Annotated in this window: 16 protein-coding genes; 9 read left to right on the top strand and 7 right to left on the bottom strand. The window is 43.3% G+C overall.

Annotated features, from left to right (window positions below):
- The first annotated feature begins 173 nt into the window (after positions 1-173).
- Positions 174-488: a ComEA family DNA-binding protein gene (locus O9X84_RS00725; RefSeq protein WP_269517582.1), complete on the top strand. Its 315-nt coding sequence runs from the start codon at positions 174-176 to the stop codon at positions 486-488.
- A 66-nt stretch (positions 489-554) separates the two neighbouring features.
- Here the strand turns inward: O9X84_RS00725 and galU are convergent, their stop codons facing one another.
- From galU to wecA, 4 genes are all read right to left on the bottom strand, one after another.
- Positions 555-1,448, bottom strand: a complete 894-nt coding sequence (gene galU, locus O9X84_RS00720) for a UTP--glucose-1-phosphate uridylyltransferase GalU (RefSeq protein WP_269517580.1) — start codon at positions 1,446-1,448, stop codon at positions 555-557.
- 277 nt (positions 1,449-1,725) lie between these two features.
- Positions 1,726-2,580, bottom strand: a complete 855-nt coding sequence (locus O9X84_RS00715; RefSeq protein WP_269517579.1) for a glycosyltransferase family 2 protein — start codon at positions 2,578-2,580, stop codon at positions 1,726-1,728.
- Positions 2,577-3,464, bottom strand: a complete 888-nt coding sequence (locus tag O9X84_RS00710; protein WP_269517577.1) for a glycosyltransferase — start codon at positions 3,462-3,464, stop codon at positions 2,577-2,579. The genes O9X84_RS00715 and O9X84_RS00710 overlap by 4 nt, the downstream gene beginning before the upstream one ends.
- 158 nt (positions 3,465-3,622) lie before the next feature.
- Positions 3,623-4,684 carry a UDP-N-acetylglucosamine--undecaprenyl-phosphate N-acetylglucosaminephosphotransferase gene (gene wecA / locus O9X84_RS00705; RefSeq protein ID WP_269517576.1) on the bottom strand — a complete coding sequence of 354 codons (1,062 nt, stop codon included), beginning with the start codon at positions 4,682-4,684 and terminating at the stop codon, positions 3,623-3,625.
- Between the two features lie 757 nt (positions 4,685-5,441).
- Between wecA and O9X84_RS00700 the strand changes: the two genes are divergently transcribed.
- From O9X84_RS00700 to galE, 8 genes are all read left to right on the top strand, one after another.
- Entirely contained in the window at positions 5,442-5,846 is a 405-nt protein-coding gene (locus O9X84_RS00700; protein WP_269517575.1) for a hypothetical protein, read from the top strand.
- Between the two features lie 8 nt (positions 5,847-5,854).
- Positions 5,855-7,684 carry a polysaccharide biosynthesis/export family protein gene (locus O9X84_RS00695; protein WP_269517997.1) on the top strand — a complete coding sequence of 610 codons (1,830 nt, stop codon included), beginning with the start codon at positions 5,855-5,857 and terminating at the stop codon, positions 7,682-7,684.
- 2 nt (positions 7,685-7,686) lie between these two features.
- Positions 7,687-8,466 carry an ABC transporter permease gene (locus O9X84_RS00690; RefSeq protein ID WP_269517574.1) on the top strand — a complete coding sequence of 260 codons (780 nt, stop codon included), beginning with the start codon at positions 7,687-7,689 and terminating at the stop codon, positions 8,464-8,466.
- On the top strand, positions 8,463-9,137 hold the full coding sequence (locus O9X84_RS00685; protein WP_269517572.1) for an ABC transporter ATP-binding protein: 675 nt from the start codon (positions 8,463-8,465) through the stop codon (positions 9,135-9,137). Before O9X84_RS00690 ends, O9X84_RS00685 begins: the two co-directional genes overlap by 4 nt.
- A 10-nt stretch (positions 9,138-9,147) precedes the next feature.
- Complete coding sequence (locus O9X84_RS00680) at positions 9,148-10,263, top strand: capsule biosynthesis protein (RefSeq protein ID WP_269517571.1); 1,116 nt, start codon at positions 9,148-9,150, stop codon at positions 10,261-10,263.
- 230 nt (positions 10,264-10,493) lie between these two features.
- Positions 10,494-12,014 carry a peptide MFS transporter gene (locus O9X84_RS00675; RefSeq protein WP_269517570.1) on the top strand — a complete coding sequence of 507 codons (1,521 nt, stop codon included), beginning with the start codon at positions 10,494-10,496 and terminating at the stop codon, positions 12,012-12,014.
- Positions 12,015-12,239: 225 nt separating this feature from the next.
- Complete coding sequence (locus O9X84_RS00670) at positions 12,240-12,542, top strand: DUF6170 family protein (RefSeq protein ID WP_032094319.1); 303 nt, start codon at positions 12,240-12,242, stop codon at positions 12,540-12,542.
- On the top strand, positions 12,539-13,561 hold the full coding sequence (gene galE, locus O9X84_RS00665; protein WP_269517569.1) for a UDP-glucose 4-epimerase GalE: 1,023 nt from the start codon (positions 12,539-12,541) through the stop codon (positions 13,559-13,561). Before O9X84_RS00670 ends, galE begins: the two co-directional genes overlap by 4 nt.
- Before the next feature lie 129 nt (positions 13,562-13,690).
- Here the strand turns inward: galE and O9X84_RS00660 are convergent, their stop codons facing one another.
- Genes O9X84_RS00660 through O9X84_RS00650 form a run of 3 tightly spaced genes read right to left on the bottom strand, consistent with a single transcriptional unit; the run spans position 13,691 to position 16,343 of the window.
- Positions 13,691-14,590, bottom strand: coding sequence for an MlaA family lipoprotein (locus O9X84_RS00660; protein ID WP_269517568.1), 900 nt, complete (start codon positions 14,588-14,590; stop codon positions 13,691-13,693).
- Positions 14,591-14,592: 2 nt separating this feature from the next.
- On the bottom strand, positions 14,593-15,918 hold the full coding sequence (ccmI, locus tag O9X84_RS00655) for a c-type cytochrome biogenesis protein CcmI (RefSeq protein WP_269517567.1): 1,326 nt from the start codon (positions 15,916-15,918) through the stop codon (positions 14,593-14,595).
- Positions 15,915-16,343: a cytochrome c-type biogenesis protein gene (locus O9X84_RS00650; RefSeq protein ID WP_269517995.1), complete on the bottom strand. Its 429-nt coding sequence runs from the start codon at positions 16,341-16,343 to the stop codon at positions 15,915-15,917. The genes ccmI and O9X84_RS00650 overlap by 4 nt, the downstream gene beginning before the upstream one ends.
- Positions 16,344-16,360 lie beyond the last annotated feature (17 nt).

The following is a 16,360-nucleotide window of genomic DNA, read 5'->3' as shown; positions in this document are numbered from 1 at the left end:
GTAAAAAATAGCGGGCAATGTCCGCTATTTTTTCTCTACTCATTCTTCACTTATACCAGTTAGCGTAGGTAATTACTTTAAAACCTGTACGAAAACTGGACTAGCCTAATCCGATTAATCTCGTACCATCCTTGTTGTACAAATGGTGTACACCGTTAAAACAAGGAACGATGATGAAAAAAACTATCACAGGATTAGTATTACTCACCGCACTATCTCTAGGGATGCCTGCAGCTTATTCGCAAAGCATGGATACGAGCAGAAACGGGGATAACGTTAGCCAGTCGGTCTCCAATAAGCTTGATTTAAACTTGGCATCACTCGCCGAATTACAGACGCTGCCGGGTGTTGGAGTGTCCAAAGCCAAAGCGATTATTGACTACCGAGAACAGGTTGGGCCCTTTTTAGAAGTCGCGCAATTGACTGAAGTGAAGGGAATTGGTAGCAAGATGCTATCGAAGATTCAAAGCTTGGTAAAAGTTAAGTAAATAAACACCTGAAATAAAAAATGCGCCGCAAAAAAGGCGCATTTTTTCATTATATTAAGTCTTCTACTAGGCTTTGACGGTAGCTAAAAACTCTTTAAACTCTTCCCCTAAAGTCGGGTGGCGTAGTGCGTATTCAACATTTGCCTTCATATAACCAAGTTTACTACCACAATCATGGCTCTTTCCTTTCATGTAATAGGCATCTACTTGCTCTAGCTTCATTAGCGCATCGATAGCATCAGTAAGCTGAACTTCTCCACCAGCTCCTGGAGGCGTGAACTCTAGTAGGTCCCAGATTTTCTCTGAGAGTACATAACGGCCCACAACGGCTAAATCAGATGGTGCTTCGTCAAGCGGCGGCTTCTCTACCATTTTGTGTATTTTTGCTGACTCACCTTGAGAAATAGACGCGCCATCTAGGTCTGCAATACCGAATTTAGAGATATCTTCCTGCGCAACCTGCTCAACCATAACTTGGCTAACGCGGCTTGTATTAAACTTAGCCACCATATCGGCAAGGTTGTCTTTCTTAGGGTTACTCGCAGCATCGTCAATGATGACGTCAGGTAACACAACTGCAAACGGCGCATCGCCAATAAGGGGACGAGCGCAAAGTACCGCGTGACCTAGGCCATTCGCAACACCTTGACGAATTTGCATGATAGTTACATCTTTAGGACAGATAGACTGTACTTCTTCGAGCAGCTGACGTTTCACACGCGCTTCTAGCGTAGCCTCTAGTTCAAAAGATGTGTCGAAGTGGTTTTCAATGCTATTTTTACTTGCATGGGTAACGAGAATAATCTCTTTGATACCTGCTGCAACACACTCGCTCACTACATACTGAATTAGAGGCTTATCAACAACTGGAAGCATTTCCTTCGGTATTGCTTTCGTGGCAGGTAGCATCCGTGTTCCTAACCCTGCTACTGGAATTACTGCCTTTTTTACCTGACTCATAGTCTATATCCTTTTGATTCAAATTCTTCGACGGTCTCTTTGCACAACCCTTATTAGGGCTAGTACTTTGGGTAAGCACGCCAGCTTGTGCAATGAGATGCAATCGATGTTCCAACTAACACATTTTGAGCATAAAGAATGATTCAATGCCCAAATTATAAATCTTTTCGTTTTTTTAGCACCAAAGTTGTGACAGTATGATATCTCACGCACCAATATGGTGAAAGAAAAGTTCTTTCTTTTCCATCACAGTTCTCGGTTTTACTGAGCGTTGTCTCTACTTCAAAGGGCCGTAAATCTTTTTGATACCATCTCTAAGCCCCTTACGCATAAACTGACCTCGCTCTTGTCCATTTTCAAAAACGAAACGATTCACAATGTAACGCAGTGGTATTGCGAAAAGATGACGACATTTCCAATAAATGGGGACATAGCGTCGGCGACTTAAAATAAGCACATTTCTCAACTGGTAGTACAGCCTTACAGGCGTTCCCTGTTTAAAGGTTATACCTAACAGGCTGATCCTATCGTCGCCTTGCCTGTGTGGCATGCTGACTAATTGAGATTGATAAACCTTTAACCCCAAACGCTTTGCGCGCCAACACCACTCATGATCGACGCCGTCTATGAATAGTGCAGACTCTTTCTCACCCACCTTATCAAATGCCTGTTTAGAAATAAGCATACCGGACGCTATTATCTGCTTAACTTCTCTTAGTCCTAACGATATCTGCTTACCTTTTTGAATCACTCCTTCCTGCACTGCGTTACTAAATTGGCAGTGAATAGATGGGCCTATAGCAGCAACAGGACTTACTTTTTCAAGCGCTATAAGCTGTTGATACAGCGAGGTCGCAATGGTAGGTGAGAAGCTACTGTCTTGGTCTAAGAGAAAACAATAGTGGATTGATTGAGAAAATAGCGCGCGTAAACCGATATTTTGCGCCTCTGCAATGCCTAGGTTTGACGGATAGTGGGAATAGATACAGTTGCTAGCTAAGTCTAACTGAGTAGGATGAGGGGAGTTATCGACGATGGCTATCTGCCAGTCATCAGCAGCAAATTCATCAATCAGACGATTTACATGCTCCACGTCAGGGTTGTAAAGAATAACGACAATGCCAATACTCAATGCTTACCAAACCTTTCAAGTAGGTGCCTATCTAATTTATAGGCCAACTTCACTAACTTGCCGGGCATCAGACGTAATGCCAACACACCAAAGGCATAGGCCACGTTATACAGTGAATACTGTTTTAATTTTATGATGGCGTATATTCGTGCTTTGAACTCGTTTAGGGATTTACTGAGACCTCGGCGTTTATAAAAGTTATTCACGCGACGAAATTTTAACAAGCGATCTTTTAAATTTCTGAAGACGTACCCTTCAGACGCGAGCTTTATCCAGAAAAAATAGTCTTGAGTATTCATCAAACTACTGTCGTATCGATGGCCGTCTCTGAATACGTTATACCGAATAATAACCGTTGGATGATTAAGCGCGCAGCGACGGGGCAATATTCTTGCGATTTGCTTATGAGAAGCAGGCATTACCCGAGCTCCCACCTTTATGCCGTCTTCGTTAACCTCAGTTAAACCCGTACCTAATACCGCTATATAGCCGTGTCTTCTCATATAAGACACTTGACGGGAAAGACGATTAGGCTCAGATATATCGTCTGCATCCATTCGCACAAAAAATTGAGGTTCAAAAGTAAGGCCGAATTCTGCAGCTGAATTCATGCTGCTCGCAAGACCCACATTATCTGAATTTTGTGTAACAACTATTCTACCATCCTGCTTTGACGCATCTAACACCGTATCCAGAATTGCCTTAGGTACCGCACCGTCTACAACAATGACAAACAAAAAATCGTGATAATCTTGCGTGGTAATACTGCTCATAGCTTCTTTTAGCCACACTACATTGTCCGCATGATAAACGGCCATAGCGACGATAGTTTCTACACGTTTTTTTTGATTATTATTGCAAAGAATAGAGAATTGATTATTCAAATAGATTACCGATTGTGACGAGTGCAAACAAAGAGAGACATAATTAGTGCGCTTCTTTACAATATCTTACAGAGAAATGCTGCTGGCATCTACGCATTTTAGTTCTGCACATTTTACCTATGCTTCATAATTGCAAGTAGTTGAGGATTTCTTGAGAGCTAGGCTGTCACGCGCTTTATAAATCGCAAAACATTCCAGATATTTTGAATAACGAAACTGTAAACCACAAGCAGTGCCATAAATCCCCAGAACATGATAGCTTCTGAGACGCGATAGACTTCACCCAGTATTCCAACTGCACAGAAACACGCGCCTAACGCTAAAATGGCAATAAGGGATTTTCTGCTGCTGAGACCCGCACGCATGAAAATATTGTGAAGATGCTGTCTGTCTGGTCGCAACATGGATTGCCCTTTTCTAGCACGGCGATACATGATGGCAGCCATATCCATTAAAGGGAGACCTATAAGCCAAACAGCAGTAATAGGTCTAAATGCGGCTCCTTCTCCTTGAGTATGATCAACCAATAACCAGACAATGGTGAGACCCACAAACATACTGCCAGAGTCACCCATAAAAATTTTGTTGCCCTTAAAGCCTTTCCAGCTGAGGTTAAATGCTAAAAACGGGACAATTGCAGCAACTATTATCAAAGGCTCCATGATAGCAACGCCATTGCCAGTTGCGATAAGAAAGCCAACTAACGTCAGTAGAATGACTAAACTCATTCCAGCAGCTAGCCCGTCGATACCATCAATCATATTAAATGCATTGATAACCCCGACAACACACACGATGGTGAAGAAATAGCCGCCAATACCAAGGAAAACTTCCTCAGTCCCTACAATACTGCCTAAAGACGTAATGTAGTTTTGCGCGCTCCACGCCATAATTGAAGCGACGCCAAACTGGCACATAAGTCGTCCTTTTGCACTTAGGTCGAATTTATCATCTAACATGCCCAGCAACACAACAAAGGCAGACGCAGTAAAGAAAAGTGGGTTATTTTTCATCCACACGTCGGTTGCAACACTTGCAACCAACACGGCCATAAAAATAGCAACGCCGCCCGTTAAAGGCACTATTCCGGCATGACGCTTTCTTGCCGTAGGTTGATCAACCAAGCCAAACTGATGCGCAAGCGGAGTCATTACCACTAACAATATTAGCGCAACAAAGAATGCAGTGAAAAGCGGCACGAACTGCAGATGAGCTAGCATAAAAAGCACAATTCCTGGTAACCCCTATCGATTGACAAAAACACGACGGGAGTAGTATTTATTTTTGGTAAGTATTTCAACCTAAGTTCCATGTATAACTACAAAATTTTCCATAACCACAACAGAAGTAAACTGACCTTTCTGTTCCATCACTGTGCATAACACTTTTTTGTAATGATATAAAACATTTGCTCAACTAACCACCCTAGCTGGTAAAAAAGTCTTCATATACCATGCTTGCTTAATTTTCTTTTCACGCTACACCCAACATTCATGAAAACTCATTTTTTTGTCTTTATAGGGTCTGCGATGTTTACCCTCATACTAAGCTTTACATTATTGACCTTGAGAGGTTAAACGTTGAGGCGCAAAAAGTGTCACGGATTTGCGCCATTTATTACATTAATTCACTACGAATTTCGAAAAACTCTTTCGGCGGTAACTACTTCCACTTTACCGCCTAGATGTTATTTCAAACTATTTATGATGGAGAGTTTCCAACGCGCAACTCTTCCCTAATAACACTGGTGATAAGCAATTAACGTGCAAGATTTACACAAAATTGATTTTTTTGTAAAGGCAGAACGACTACCGCGAGACACACTTTTTTATTTAAGCGAGCATCTTAATACCCACAGGGCTTTAGAGCGCCATACAACATTCGCTTATTGAGTTCTATATTGCATCTATCACAATCACGCATTTAATAAATCTTGTGTTATCCTATCGCCAAATTGCTACACGGATATGAAAGCGAATGTTTAAACACATCACCTATTTTTTCTCTGCTGTCACAGTAGTGATGGGCGTAACAGGTTGCACTAATACCCCCACGGTTACAGAAGCAGACATACCATTGGTTCACTCTTCTCTGGCTTATTCGCTAAATAGAACCAGTGCTTTAACTGTTAATATTCCTAAAGCTAATACGCTTTTTAATACAAAGGACTTGATTCCGATAACCTTCAATGGTGCTCGTTATCTTTCTAAAGAGCGTTATATTTCAGCCACTGGCAATAAGTGCATTAGATTTGTTTTAAGCGATAATAGCCCAGTCACAGTGTCTAGCACTACCCGTGGCAAACTCACATCATGCGAACGAGATGGTGTGTGGGTTTTGATTAGCCCACTTGTCGGAACGACTAACATGGAAGGTGTTTAATTAAGATGATGGCTCAAAACGTGATTAAGTTTAAACAATCGTTAGCGGTTGTATTACCGCTTCTCATTACATTTTTAATTTTTAGTACTAACGCAAATAGTCAAAGCGCCGAACAGATAGAACAGCTAAGACAGCGAGCCCAGCAAACGAACAGTTCGTCAGCGGGAGCATCGGCAGTATCTCCGCTGAATATTCCAAGCCAAAGAACGCTACCTGGGGCAACGCAATCAGGCGGCGCTGTAGGGCAGTTCTCGACCCAACCTAGAAATGGCGTATCTTTACCGGGTGAGCCCACCATAGATACCGTATTTCCTTTACAAACAGCGATGGAAAACCCGCCTTTTGCGGCCAATCTATTTATTGGCGGGTTTGAGTCAGAACGCACTTCTGGAATGAATGACAATTACCTTGTAGCGCCAGGAGACAAAATTTCAATATGGTTGTGGGGCGCAGTCAACTTTTCAGATGTGGTCACTGTCGACAATCAAGGAAATATTTTCATTCCGAATATTGGTCCCATTCGTGTAGCCAATACGCCAGCGGGAACGGTTAATCAGACGGTGACGGGTAAAATCCGACAGGTCTATACCAATGATGTAAACGTGTATGTGAACCTTCTTACAACTACTCCAGTTTCAGTTTACGTTTCTGGACCAGTGTTACGGCCGGGTCAATACGCTGGCCTTGCTTCTGATAGTGTACTCTATTTTTTAAAAAGAGCGGGCGGTGTAGACTTTCAGCGTGGCAGCTTTAGACAGATTGATGTGATACGCAACAATAAAGTGGTAGCAAGTGCAGACCTTTATGCTTTTTTCAGAAACGGGAAGCTTCCTTCACTATCGTTTAAAGACGGCGATACTATTTTAGTTCACCCTATTGGAAATACTATTACTGTTGAGACCGGAGCGCGAAACAGCTTCACATTTGAATTTCTAAATGAAGAACTAAACGGTGAAGCTGTCAACTATTTTGCCCGCCCGGGAGAGTTTGCCTCTCACGCTTCAGTAGCAGGCGTAAGGGGTGATAAACAATACGCCAGATATTTGAGTATCAATGAGTTTGCAGCACTGGAATTGCGAGCAGGCGATACAGTAGAGTATGTTGCCGATAACGAGCCGCAGATATACCGCATCAACGTTGCTGGCGCATTTTCAGGCGCCTCACAAGTTATGGTCGACAAAGGCACTCGCTTACTTGATGTGTTAGACCATATTGAGGCTGACACCGCCTTATCAGACACTCAAAATATCTTTTTATTAAGAGAAAGCGTGGCTATAAAGCAAAAAGAAATAATAGAGGAAGGCTTAAAGCGCCTTGAACGCAGCATGTATACTGCGCCAATTAGCTCTACAGGCGAAGGTGCAATCCGCGCTCAAGAAGCGCAACTCGTGGCTGATTTTATTGCTCGCGCAAGACAAGTCGATCCTCAAGGAAGAGTTGTAGTGTCAGAAAACGGCGACATAGCGAATATACTTCTTGAACCGAACGACACTATTGTCATTCCAGAAATTACTGATCTGGTTCATGTGGGTGGTGAAGTGCTACTGCCTCAATCTATCGTGTTTAACCCTGAAGCGACTACCGAGGATTATGTAGCGTGGGCAGGCGGATTTACGCAAAGAGCCGAAGACGAACGCATTTTGATTGTGCGTAAGAATGGTAACGTTACCTTCGCAAGTATCGAAGACGGTTTTTTGTCTGATGATGAGAGCAAACTAGAACCAGGCGATCAAATCATTGTACTACCTGCTATCGATACTAAAGTGCTTCAGGCGGTGAAAGATATTACACAACTTGTTTTCCAAGTTGCTGTTGCTGCCAACGTAGCGACAAGATAACGATGGTGACGTTTAAAGAACAACTCTATGCATGGAGAGGCGTAGTCTTTGCGCTTTTCCTTCGCGAGTTGCAAAGTAAGTTTAACGATAAATTTGGATTGGGCTGGGCCTTTTTAGAGCCTTTTGCATTTATTTTTGCATTGTCTTACCTTCGGGGTCTTATCAGTGGTGGTGAAATTCACTCTGTTCCATTATTTATCTTTATGATGATAGGCATGGTCGGACTGCAGTCTCTTACAACGTGCTTACAGTCAGTATCAACCTCGGTGCGACGAAACAAACCCCTTTATGCATTTAGACAAGTGCAGCCAATATCTGCCATTATCACTGCTGGGTTCTTAGAGTTCTCTGTAAAAGTGGTTGTTGTTATGCTCTTAGCCTTGGCACTTTTTCTAATGGGAGAAACATTCGTAATTCATGACCCATTACTTTTGATTTTTTTGTTTCTACTTTTATGGGTATTTTCAATCTCGATTGGCCTTATGTTTGCCATTGCAGCAGCATTTGTACCTGAAGTGGACAAAATCAAGTCGATGCTTACACGGCCGCTTATGTTTATCTCCTGTGTATTCTTCAGTTTGCAAGACTTACCAGAAGAGTTTTGGCCGTATCTAACGTGGAATCCACTAGTGCATTTTAATGAACTAGCACGTTATGCCTGCTTTGAGTCTTATGGGCATAGGGGGGTATCGCTTACTTTTGCTATAGCCGTTACTGTTGTATTTTTGTTTCTAAGCCTTTCGATGTATCAAGTCACATGGAAAAGGGTGCTGTCTAGATGATAAAGATAGAAAACTTAACCAAAAGCTACCCCAGTAAAATGGGGCCACAATATATTTTCAAAAATTTAAACTTCGACTTTCCAAGCGAAGACAATGTGGCCATTTTAGGGAAGAACGGGGCGGGTAAATCTACGCTATTTCGCATGCTTGCTAAAAGTGAATACCCAGACAGAGGCCGCGTTGTCACTAATAAAGCCATGTCTTGGCCTGTTGCGCTTGCAACTGGTGTTCACCCACAAATGACAGGGCGAGAAAATACGCGCTTTGTGGGCAGGATTAACAATGTTCCCTCGCTGCCAGAGTACGAGGAAAAGGTGCAGGAGTTTGCCGAATTAGGCAAACGCTTCGACCTTCCCGTTCGAACTTACTCTTCAGGGATGCGCGCCAAACTGGTGTTTGCATGCTGTATGAATATTGATTTTGATATCTATCTTATCGATGAAGCGACTTCGGTTGGCGACCCACTCTTTCGTAAAAAAGCGCGGCTTTCACTTAAAGAAAAAAGTAAACAGGCCGGCGTGATTATGGTGAGCCATGAATTAGATCAAATCCGAGAGTTTTGTACTTCAGCTGTCATCATTGATGATGGAAAGCTCACATATTATCAAGATCTTGAAGAAGGCATCGACGTGTATACGCAGGATGCGGACAATAAGAAATCACTTAAATAGGTTTAACACCGTGGAAAAATCTCTTACACAGCTAAACACTCTTCTTAAACAGAATAAAACCGCACTTCTTATTCTGCCATGGCTGCTTTATGCCTTTTATCTTATCGTTTGGGCAGCGCCTCAGTATGAAAGTCAAAGTCAGTTAATTGTAAAATCTAGTGATGGTGGCAGCAGTTTCGACCCATCGTCTCTTCTTATGGCTGCTGGCGTATCTGGCGGGAGCGGTAATGAAAGCTCTTTGGTAGAAGCCTATATTCAGTCTGCCGATATGATTAAGTATCTAGACAGCACTATTCAATTGCGTGAGCACTACACCTCTGATGAAGCAGACATGTTTAGCGGTCTATCCTCAGAGCATAAACAAGAAGATTTTTATCAATTTTATCTAGATCACGTTGATGTGAGTGTTGATTCTACGTCTTCGGTAATTACATTACGTACACGGGCCTTTAACGCTGAGTATGCACAAGTGATCAACCAGGCTATCGTAGAGAAAGCTGAGCAATTTATTAATACTATCAATAATAACTTAGCCAAGTCTAAACTGGTATTTGCTAAAGGTGAGCACGAAATTGTGGAGCAAAAGCTTCAAAATGCTAAAACAGAGATTCTGGGCTTTCAGTCAAAATACAATGTTTTAGATCCCACAGCCGAAGGCGCTGCGTTTCAACAGATAGCCTTTTCTCTTGAAGCGACACTTGCGCAGAAAAAAGCTGAGCTGAGCACTATGGCCACAATGATGTCGAACATGGCCCCAGAGATCATCAATATAAAGCGAGAAATTAGTGCACTTCAAAAAGAAGTAGAAAAACAGAAAGAAAAAATCAGCACTACCGAAGGCCAAGGGCAAAGCCTTTCTGTGAGTGAATTGATGGCACAATACAGCAATTTGCAAGTTCAGCTGCAGCTGGCCATTCAGGCGTATTCATCATCTTTAATCACACTTGAAAACGCTCGGGTTGAAGCTTATCAAAAACTACAGCATCTGGTGACAGTGGAATCATCCACCCTACCCGATGACAATTCCTACCCCACTATTTTGTATAATCTCGTTCTTTTCGGCGTAGCGCTACTTTTGCTGTACGGCATTGCACGCATCATAGTAGCAACAATTCGAGAGCTGTAATTTTCACGTAGAATTAAGGTAAATGTCACCCGGCTGCAGTTGTTCAGTGCTCAGCATTGTTCAATACTTGGTCGGTTGACACTTGGCTTTCGAAGTTTGCACGCGAAATCTTGTGTCTTATCGCCACCTCTAGTATAAGAAGTTATCCGTATTCGGACCATTATCAAAGAGCCGACCAATATAGAGCTCTACAATAACAACCATAAGCAATGTGGAATTAAAAAATAATTATGAAACCATCTATCGATACAAGCTTTTTCGGTCATCCAGGGGGCCTAAGAACGCTTTTCTTCACTGAAATGTGGGAACGCATGAGTTATTACGGTATGCGCGCCCTGCTCGTACTTTTTATGACAGCAAGCCTTCAAACCCAAGGACTTGGATTAACCGTAGCGACAGCGGGTGCAATTTATGGCTTATACACCGGTGCCGTTTACTTTCTTGGCTTACCCGGTGGTTGGTTAGCTGACAGACTTATCGGCGGTAAACAAGCGGTATGGTACGGCGGCCTTATTATCTTTGCAGGGCACGTAGTACTTGCTATTGATTTGCAGAACCTATTCTTCGTTGGTCTAATTTTAGTGGCATCAGGAACTGGGTTACTCAAACCTAATATTTCTGCCATGGTCGGTCAGCAGTACGGGGAAGACGACGGTCGCCGTGACAGTGGCTATGCCCTTTATTACATGGGTATCAATATTGGCTCTTTGATTGCGTACTTAGTCACCGGCTACCTTCAAGAAAACTGGGGCTGGCACTACGCCTTTGGCGCCGCTGCCGTGGGTATGGCAATTGGCCTAATTCAATACTATTTCTCTAGCCGTACGCTTTCAGCGGAATCGGTAGCCCCGGCAAATGCTTACCAAGGCGTAGCCAGAAAGCGAGCGTGGACAGGTGTACTTGTGGTTGTTGCGGCAGCTATTGCCGTCATCATCATGGCCCACATGGGTAGCATTGTTATCGAACCTATCGCGCTTGCACAAAAAGTGGCTATCTTTTTTACTGCTATTTTCTTTTTATATTTCGGCTTTATTTACTTCAAAGGCGACTTATCAGAAAACGAAAAGAGACGCATGTGGGCGCTGTTCTTAGTATGTGTAGCCTCGGCATGTTTTTGGTCTGGTTTTGAACAAGCAGGCTCTTCACTTAATTTGTTTGCTCAGAATTATACCGACCGTGTGTTAAGTGATGGTTCCTTCCTTACCTCTTGGTTTGGTATGTCTGCTATACCTACGGTGTGGTTCCAGCTGTCAAACTCACTGTTTATCATCATACTATCGCCGTTTTTTGCCGCGCTTTGGATAAATCTTGCAAAGCGTATGATCGACCCGTCTTATACCATCAAATGTGCCGTCGGTATTATCATTATGGCGTCAGGCTTCTTGGTCATGTTTATGGCATCACAATATGCCGCACAAGGCCTAAAAGTAGCGCCTATGTGGTTGGTAACAACATACTTCCTACATACAGTGGGCGAGCTATGCTTAAGCCCTGTGGCACTAAGTGCGGTCAGTAAGCTGTCGCCTAAACGTTTTGCTGGACAGATGATGGGTGTATTCGTATTGACCTATTCAATTGGTAACATCATTGCCGGTCTTCTTTCTGGTAATTTCGACCCGGAAAATGTAAAAGAAATGCCTAATCTTTATCTACAAATAGCCTTATTCAGCATTGCAGTAGGTATTGTGATTGCCCTTCTTAGCGTTAAATCACGCTTCTGGGAAAAAGCTGGGATCCAAAATAAAACGTAAAAGTTGACTATATTTTTCTAGGTTAAAACAGTTTTATTTTTACGCTGTTTTAACTAGTAGAATATTGACCTACAATAACCGCCGTTATAGTTATATTTCGGCGGTTTTTTATTGGGCGCGAACTGCTAAGGGCGTGTTGATCTTTGCTTTACATTTAGTCCAAAACTTGTACAGCAAAGGTGAACACGTCCTAATTATAAGTAAGTTTTTTATTGAGAGTGAATGATGACGTTTTATTTTTCTACACGTAATATCCCTGCGCTACAAGGTTTACCCTTAGCCGAGCGAGCTCGTTTGCTTGACCAAGCATCAAAGCGGCTTTCCGTACCAGAAAAAACGCTACTGAATGTCTTAAAGCTTCTCGTTATTGTGCCTGTTTTTGCTTTTATTCTTCAAACGGCCACAAATTGGACATCGCTACTGTGGGCATTTGTGGTATTTTTACTTTATCCGTTGGTGATAAAGCCTATCCAATACTCCATATGTGCTAAATACATAGCCCAACCATCAAGCAAGGAAAATGAATGAAAACCATCTTAGTTACTGGTGGTGCGGGTTACATCGGTAGCCACACCGTTCTACAGCTTCTCGAACAAGGCTACGGCGTTGTTGTACTCGATAACCTATGCAATGCCAGTCCTGACTCGTTAAGACGGGTTGAAGGCCTTACTGGGAAGTCAGTTACTTTTGTACAAGGTGATATCCGAGATACCGCCGTATTAGATGATATTTTTAGTGAGCACAGCATTTTTGCCGTTATTCACTTCGCCGGACTTAAAGCGGTGGGTGAATCGGTGGCTAAGCCGTTATCTTATTACGAAAATAATGTGTACGGCACGCTAACGCTATGTAAGGCAATGCAAAAACACAATGTGAAGAACATTGTGTTTAGCTCATCAGCCACTGTATACGGTGACCCTGCATCTCTTCCTCTTAGTGAATATATGTCTACAGGTCACCCAACGAACCCTTACGGCATGTCAAAACTCATGGTCGAGCACATGCTTAGCGACCTTTATGGGTCAGACAGCGAGTGGAACATTGTGTTGCTGCGGTATTTTAATCCAGTAGGTGCACATAAGTCTGGCCAAATTGGTGAAGATCCTAACGGGATCCCAAACAATCTGATGCCATACATATCTCAAGTTGCCACAGGGAAACTTCAGCAGCTTAGCGTATTTGGCGATGACTACGACACCGTTGACGGTACGGGTGTTAGAGATTACATACACGTTGTCGATTTAGCGAATGGCCACTTGAAAGCGCTAGACAGACTCAATCTTAATATGGGATTAGATAAGTATAATCTCGGCACGGGTCAGGGTTATTCTGTGTTAGAAATGATAGCAGCATTTGAAAAAGGCTCTGGCAAAAAAGTGCCTTACAAGGTTGCACCGAGACGAAGTGGCGATGTTGCCGCCTGTTATGCTGACCCTACAAAAGCGGCCCAAGAATTAAATTGGAATGCAGATAAAGGATTAGAAGACATGTGTGCCGACACATGGAATTGGCAGTCGCAGAACCCAACGGGTTATCCAAAAGATTAACCCTCGGTTAGACACATTTAAATGCAAAAAAACCATGCGCTACGCATGGTTTTTTTATTTGTCTCGAGCTTGTAGCGTTGCTAAAAGTACGCTTTTACTACCTATGCGCTCAAGGGCTTTGAATGCCCTTTAATTATCTATACTATCACTTTCTTCTGACGCTTTAGCTTTATCAGCTTTCTCGTTATCTTCGCTTTGCTCTTCTTCGTATTCGTAATCATTAAAGCTTGACTCTTCTAGCATAGCTTCAAAGTCAGCGAAATCATCTAACTGCTTTTCATCAATAGCCTTATTACCGCTTTTACCATCGGTAACCCGAAAGGCTAGGTTTTCGAAATAGGCGTTTTTGATAAACGCATAATCGTCCACTGACTGTTCTAGCTGCGCTTCTTGCGCCATTACCTGAGCACGAGTTTCAAGTAGAGACACCACGTAGCGAGCGATGAAAAAATTGCTGGCAATAACCGCCATGGGGTATACCGTGCCATCAACAAATTGACCTGTGAAACTTCGAGGATCGTTTGGTCCCAACACCGGTAGCATCATAAAGGGCCCTGTATCAACACCCCACACGCCCAACGTTTCGCCAAACTCCTCGTCCTTACGAGATATACCAATATTCTCAGCAACATCGATAGTACCAAGTAAACCCACGGTAGAGTTCAATAGGAAACGGGCTAAGCTGTCTAAACCATCATCCACCTTGCCTTGGAACACATTGTTCATAAAGTTAGCCGGCTCTTGTAAGTTCCGTGAGGCGTTTAACAACCCAGTTCTTGCAAACTGAGGCATCACTGTCACGTAACCAACGGTCAGAGGGCGCACAAAATAAGCATCAAGTACTTCCCAGTTAAAATCCCACATTAAACGGTTCACGGGTTCAAGTGGGTCTCTTGGGTCTGATGAATCCACCTGTGTGGTGTTTGTTGAAACCTCTGAAGTTTGTTGAGATGCGTTATTTGTTGCACATCCACCTAACAGGCTGCTTATGACTAAAGCGCCAGCGACCAGTTGCCTGGTTATATCCATTACTACAATTCCTTATTTATGATGACAGTTAACTCCGGCATTTGCCCTTGTTTAACCTGCGCTGAAGTACTGCCCTGCCACTCGCCTGATGAAATAGAAACATCGCCATCTTTAGAAAGCCTTGCCGTGATGGTGATGTCAGAAAGTGAGCCTAAAGTGTATTGCGGCATCATTGCGTTTTTATTGCTAAGGGTCACCACCGCAGGCATAGCACCAATAGGCATTTTTACTACCGCGGCAGGCATTCTATTTTCTGATAGAGCATCTTGTGCAAATACAATGAGAAAGCCTTCTTTTGGCGCTTTTGCCTTTGCCTCATCAGACAATTCAACATTGATAGTAAAGCCAGTTTTCACTTTTGATGGCTCTGATAACGCAGTGTCTGACATATTGCTTGATTCACCTGATGCCAACATGTTGCCGTCAGTGCCACCATCAGCGCTGCCAGTTAGTTGCGCCATATCACTAGCTCGCCCCTCAAGCTCAGCGATACGAACCGTTAGACGCTGCTGCATATCACTGCCATTGGGAAGCTTGTCCTTCACTTGGGCATAATAACGTTTAGTCTGCGCTAAATCACCTACTTGTGCAGATACCACGGCCATCATTAAAGCAAGATTGTCGTTATCTGGAGCCTCAACTAACAAGCCGTTTAATATACCCTGTGCCCTTTGAAGGTTATTCACATCACCGGTGGTCATCAACGCCTGCGCAAGCGTAATTTTGTGACCACTGTTGGCAGGAGCCAAAACGGTAGCTCTATCGATAGCCTCTATCGCCTGCACCTCTTGCCCTATACTTAGCATCAAACGACCTAAATACATCCATCCAGTATCGTCACTAGGATCGTCGCGAAGACGCTGGCGAATAGCGAGGGCTAAATCAGCAATATCCTGTTGAGTTAGGCTATTCGCATTGCCGTTCGCAAGTTGCTGACTCAATTGAGGCAACGCAGCAATTGCATCCGTTGAGCGCTTAACTTGGCTCATTTGATTCACTTGAGAGTAAACCACGGCGCCGCAAATGAGCGCAATTAGCCCACCTACAATCAGCACAAGAGGCGCGGTGCCGGTTTTCTTTGCTGTAAAAGCACTTTCGTCAACAAGGGCAATTTTTAACTCGTCCACCGCTTGGCGTTTGTCTATTTCGCTAATTAGCCCTTCTTTTACTTCGCGCTCCAACTCTACCAGGCGCTGTCTAATAATTTGCGTATTGCTCAGGCTATCTCTTTTTGCATGATTTTTATAGCGTAAAAACGGAAATGCGATAATTAAAAGAACGAGGGTAATAAGCCCAGAAACAATTAAATAAAACTCAGACCAACTCATTCTTTATCTTGCTCCAACATTGCATCGGCTTTGGCTAATTTTGCTGCCATGTCCTCAGGCGGTGAGGCTGACTTACGTCTAACGATAAATAGTAATGCGATAAAAACAAACAACACCGGCACAGCCCATAGCCACATGGTCGCGATTGTCACCGGTGGCTGATAGTGAACAAAGTCCCCGTACCGCGTCTTCATATAATCAATAACTTGTGCTTCAGTTTTGCCCTGTTTAAGAAGGGTATATACCTTGCGGCGCATGTCATGAGCAATCATAGCGTCACTATCCGCTATATTTTGATTCTGACACATAGGGCAGCGCAGTTCCGCAGTCAACGTTAAAAACGCCGCCCGTTGCTCTGGTGTTTCAAATGAAAAGTTGTCCTCTGCTGCATAAAGGGTACTAGCAAAGGCCAGCGCGATTATCATCAAAGCGCTTGATATAA

The organism is Alteromonas sp. BMJM2, from assembly GCF_027257845.1.
GTDB lineage: Bacteria > Pseudomonadota > Gammaproteobacteria > Enterobacterales > Alteromonadaceae > Alteromonas.
Note: the sequence above shows the minus strand (reverse complement) of the source record. Positions and strands in the feature narration are given on the sequence as shown.

Bases quoted from the DNA above. Each gene is read 5' to 3' on its own strand.
- O9X84_RS00725 (WP_269517582.1), top strand. From the start codon at position 174: ATGAAAAAAACTATCACAGGATTAGTATTACTCACCGCACTATCTCTA.
- galU (WP_269517580.1), bottom strand. From the start codon at position 1,448: ATGAGTCAGGTAAAAAAGGCAGTAATTCCAGTAGCAGGGTTAGGAACA.
- wecA (WP_269517576.1), bottom strand. From the start codon at position 4,684: ATGCTAGCTCATCTGCAGTTCGTGCCGCTTTTCACTGCATTCTTTGTT.
- O9X84_RS00700 (WP_269517575.1), top strand. From the start codon at position 5,442: ATGTTTAAACACATCACCTATTTTTTCTCTGCTGTCACAGTAGTGATG.
- O9X84_RS00695 (WP_269517997.1), top strand. From the start codon at position 5,855: ATGGCTCAAAACGTGATTAAGTTTAAACAATCGTTAGCGGTTGTATTA.
- O9X84_RS00690 (WP_269517574.1), top strand. From the start codon at position 7,687: ATGGTGACGTTTAAAGAACAACTCTATGCATGGAGAGGCGTAGTCTTT.
- O9X84_RS00685 (WP_269517572.1), top strand. From the start codon at position 8,463: ATGATAAAGATAGAAAACTTAACCAAAAGCTACCCCAGTAAAATGGGG.
- O9X84_RS00675 (WP_269517570.1), top strand. From the start codon at position 10,494: ATGAAACCATCTATCGATACAAGCTTTTTCGGTCATCCAGGGGGCCTA.
- O9X84_RS00670 (WP_032094319.1), top strand. From the start codon at position 12,240: ATGACGTTTTATTTTTCTACACGTAATATCCCTGCGCTACAAGGTTTA.
- galE (WP_269517569.1), top strand. From the start codon at position 12,539: ATGAAAACCATCTTAGTTACTGGTGGTGCGGGTTACATCGGTAGCCAC.
- O9X84_RS00660 (WP_269517568.1), bottom strand. From the start codon at position 14,590: ATGGATATAACCAGGCAACTGGTCGCTGGCGCTTTAGTCATAAGCAGC.
- ccmI (WP_269517567.1), bottom strand. From the start codon at position 15,918: ATGAGTTGGTCTGAGTTTTATTTAATTGTTTCTGGGCTTATTACCCTC.
- O9X84_RS00650 (WP_269517995.1), bottom strand. From the start codon at position 16,343: ATGATAATCGCGCTGGCCTTTGCTAGTACCCTTTATGCAGCAGAGGAC.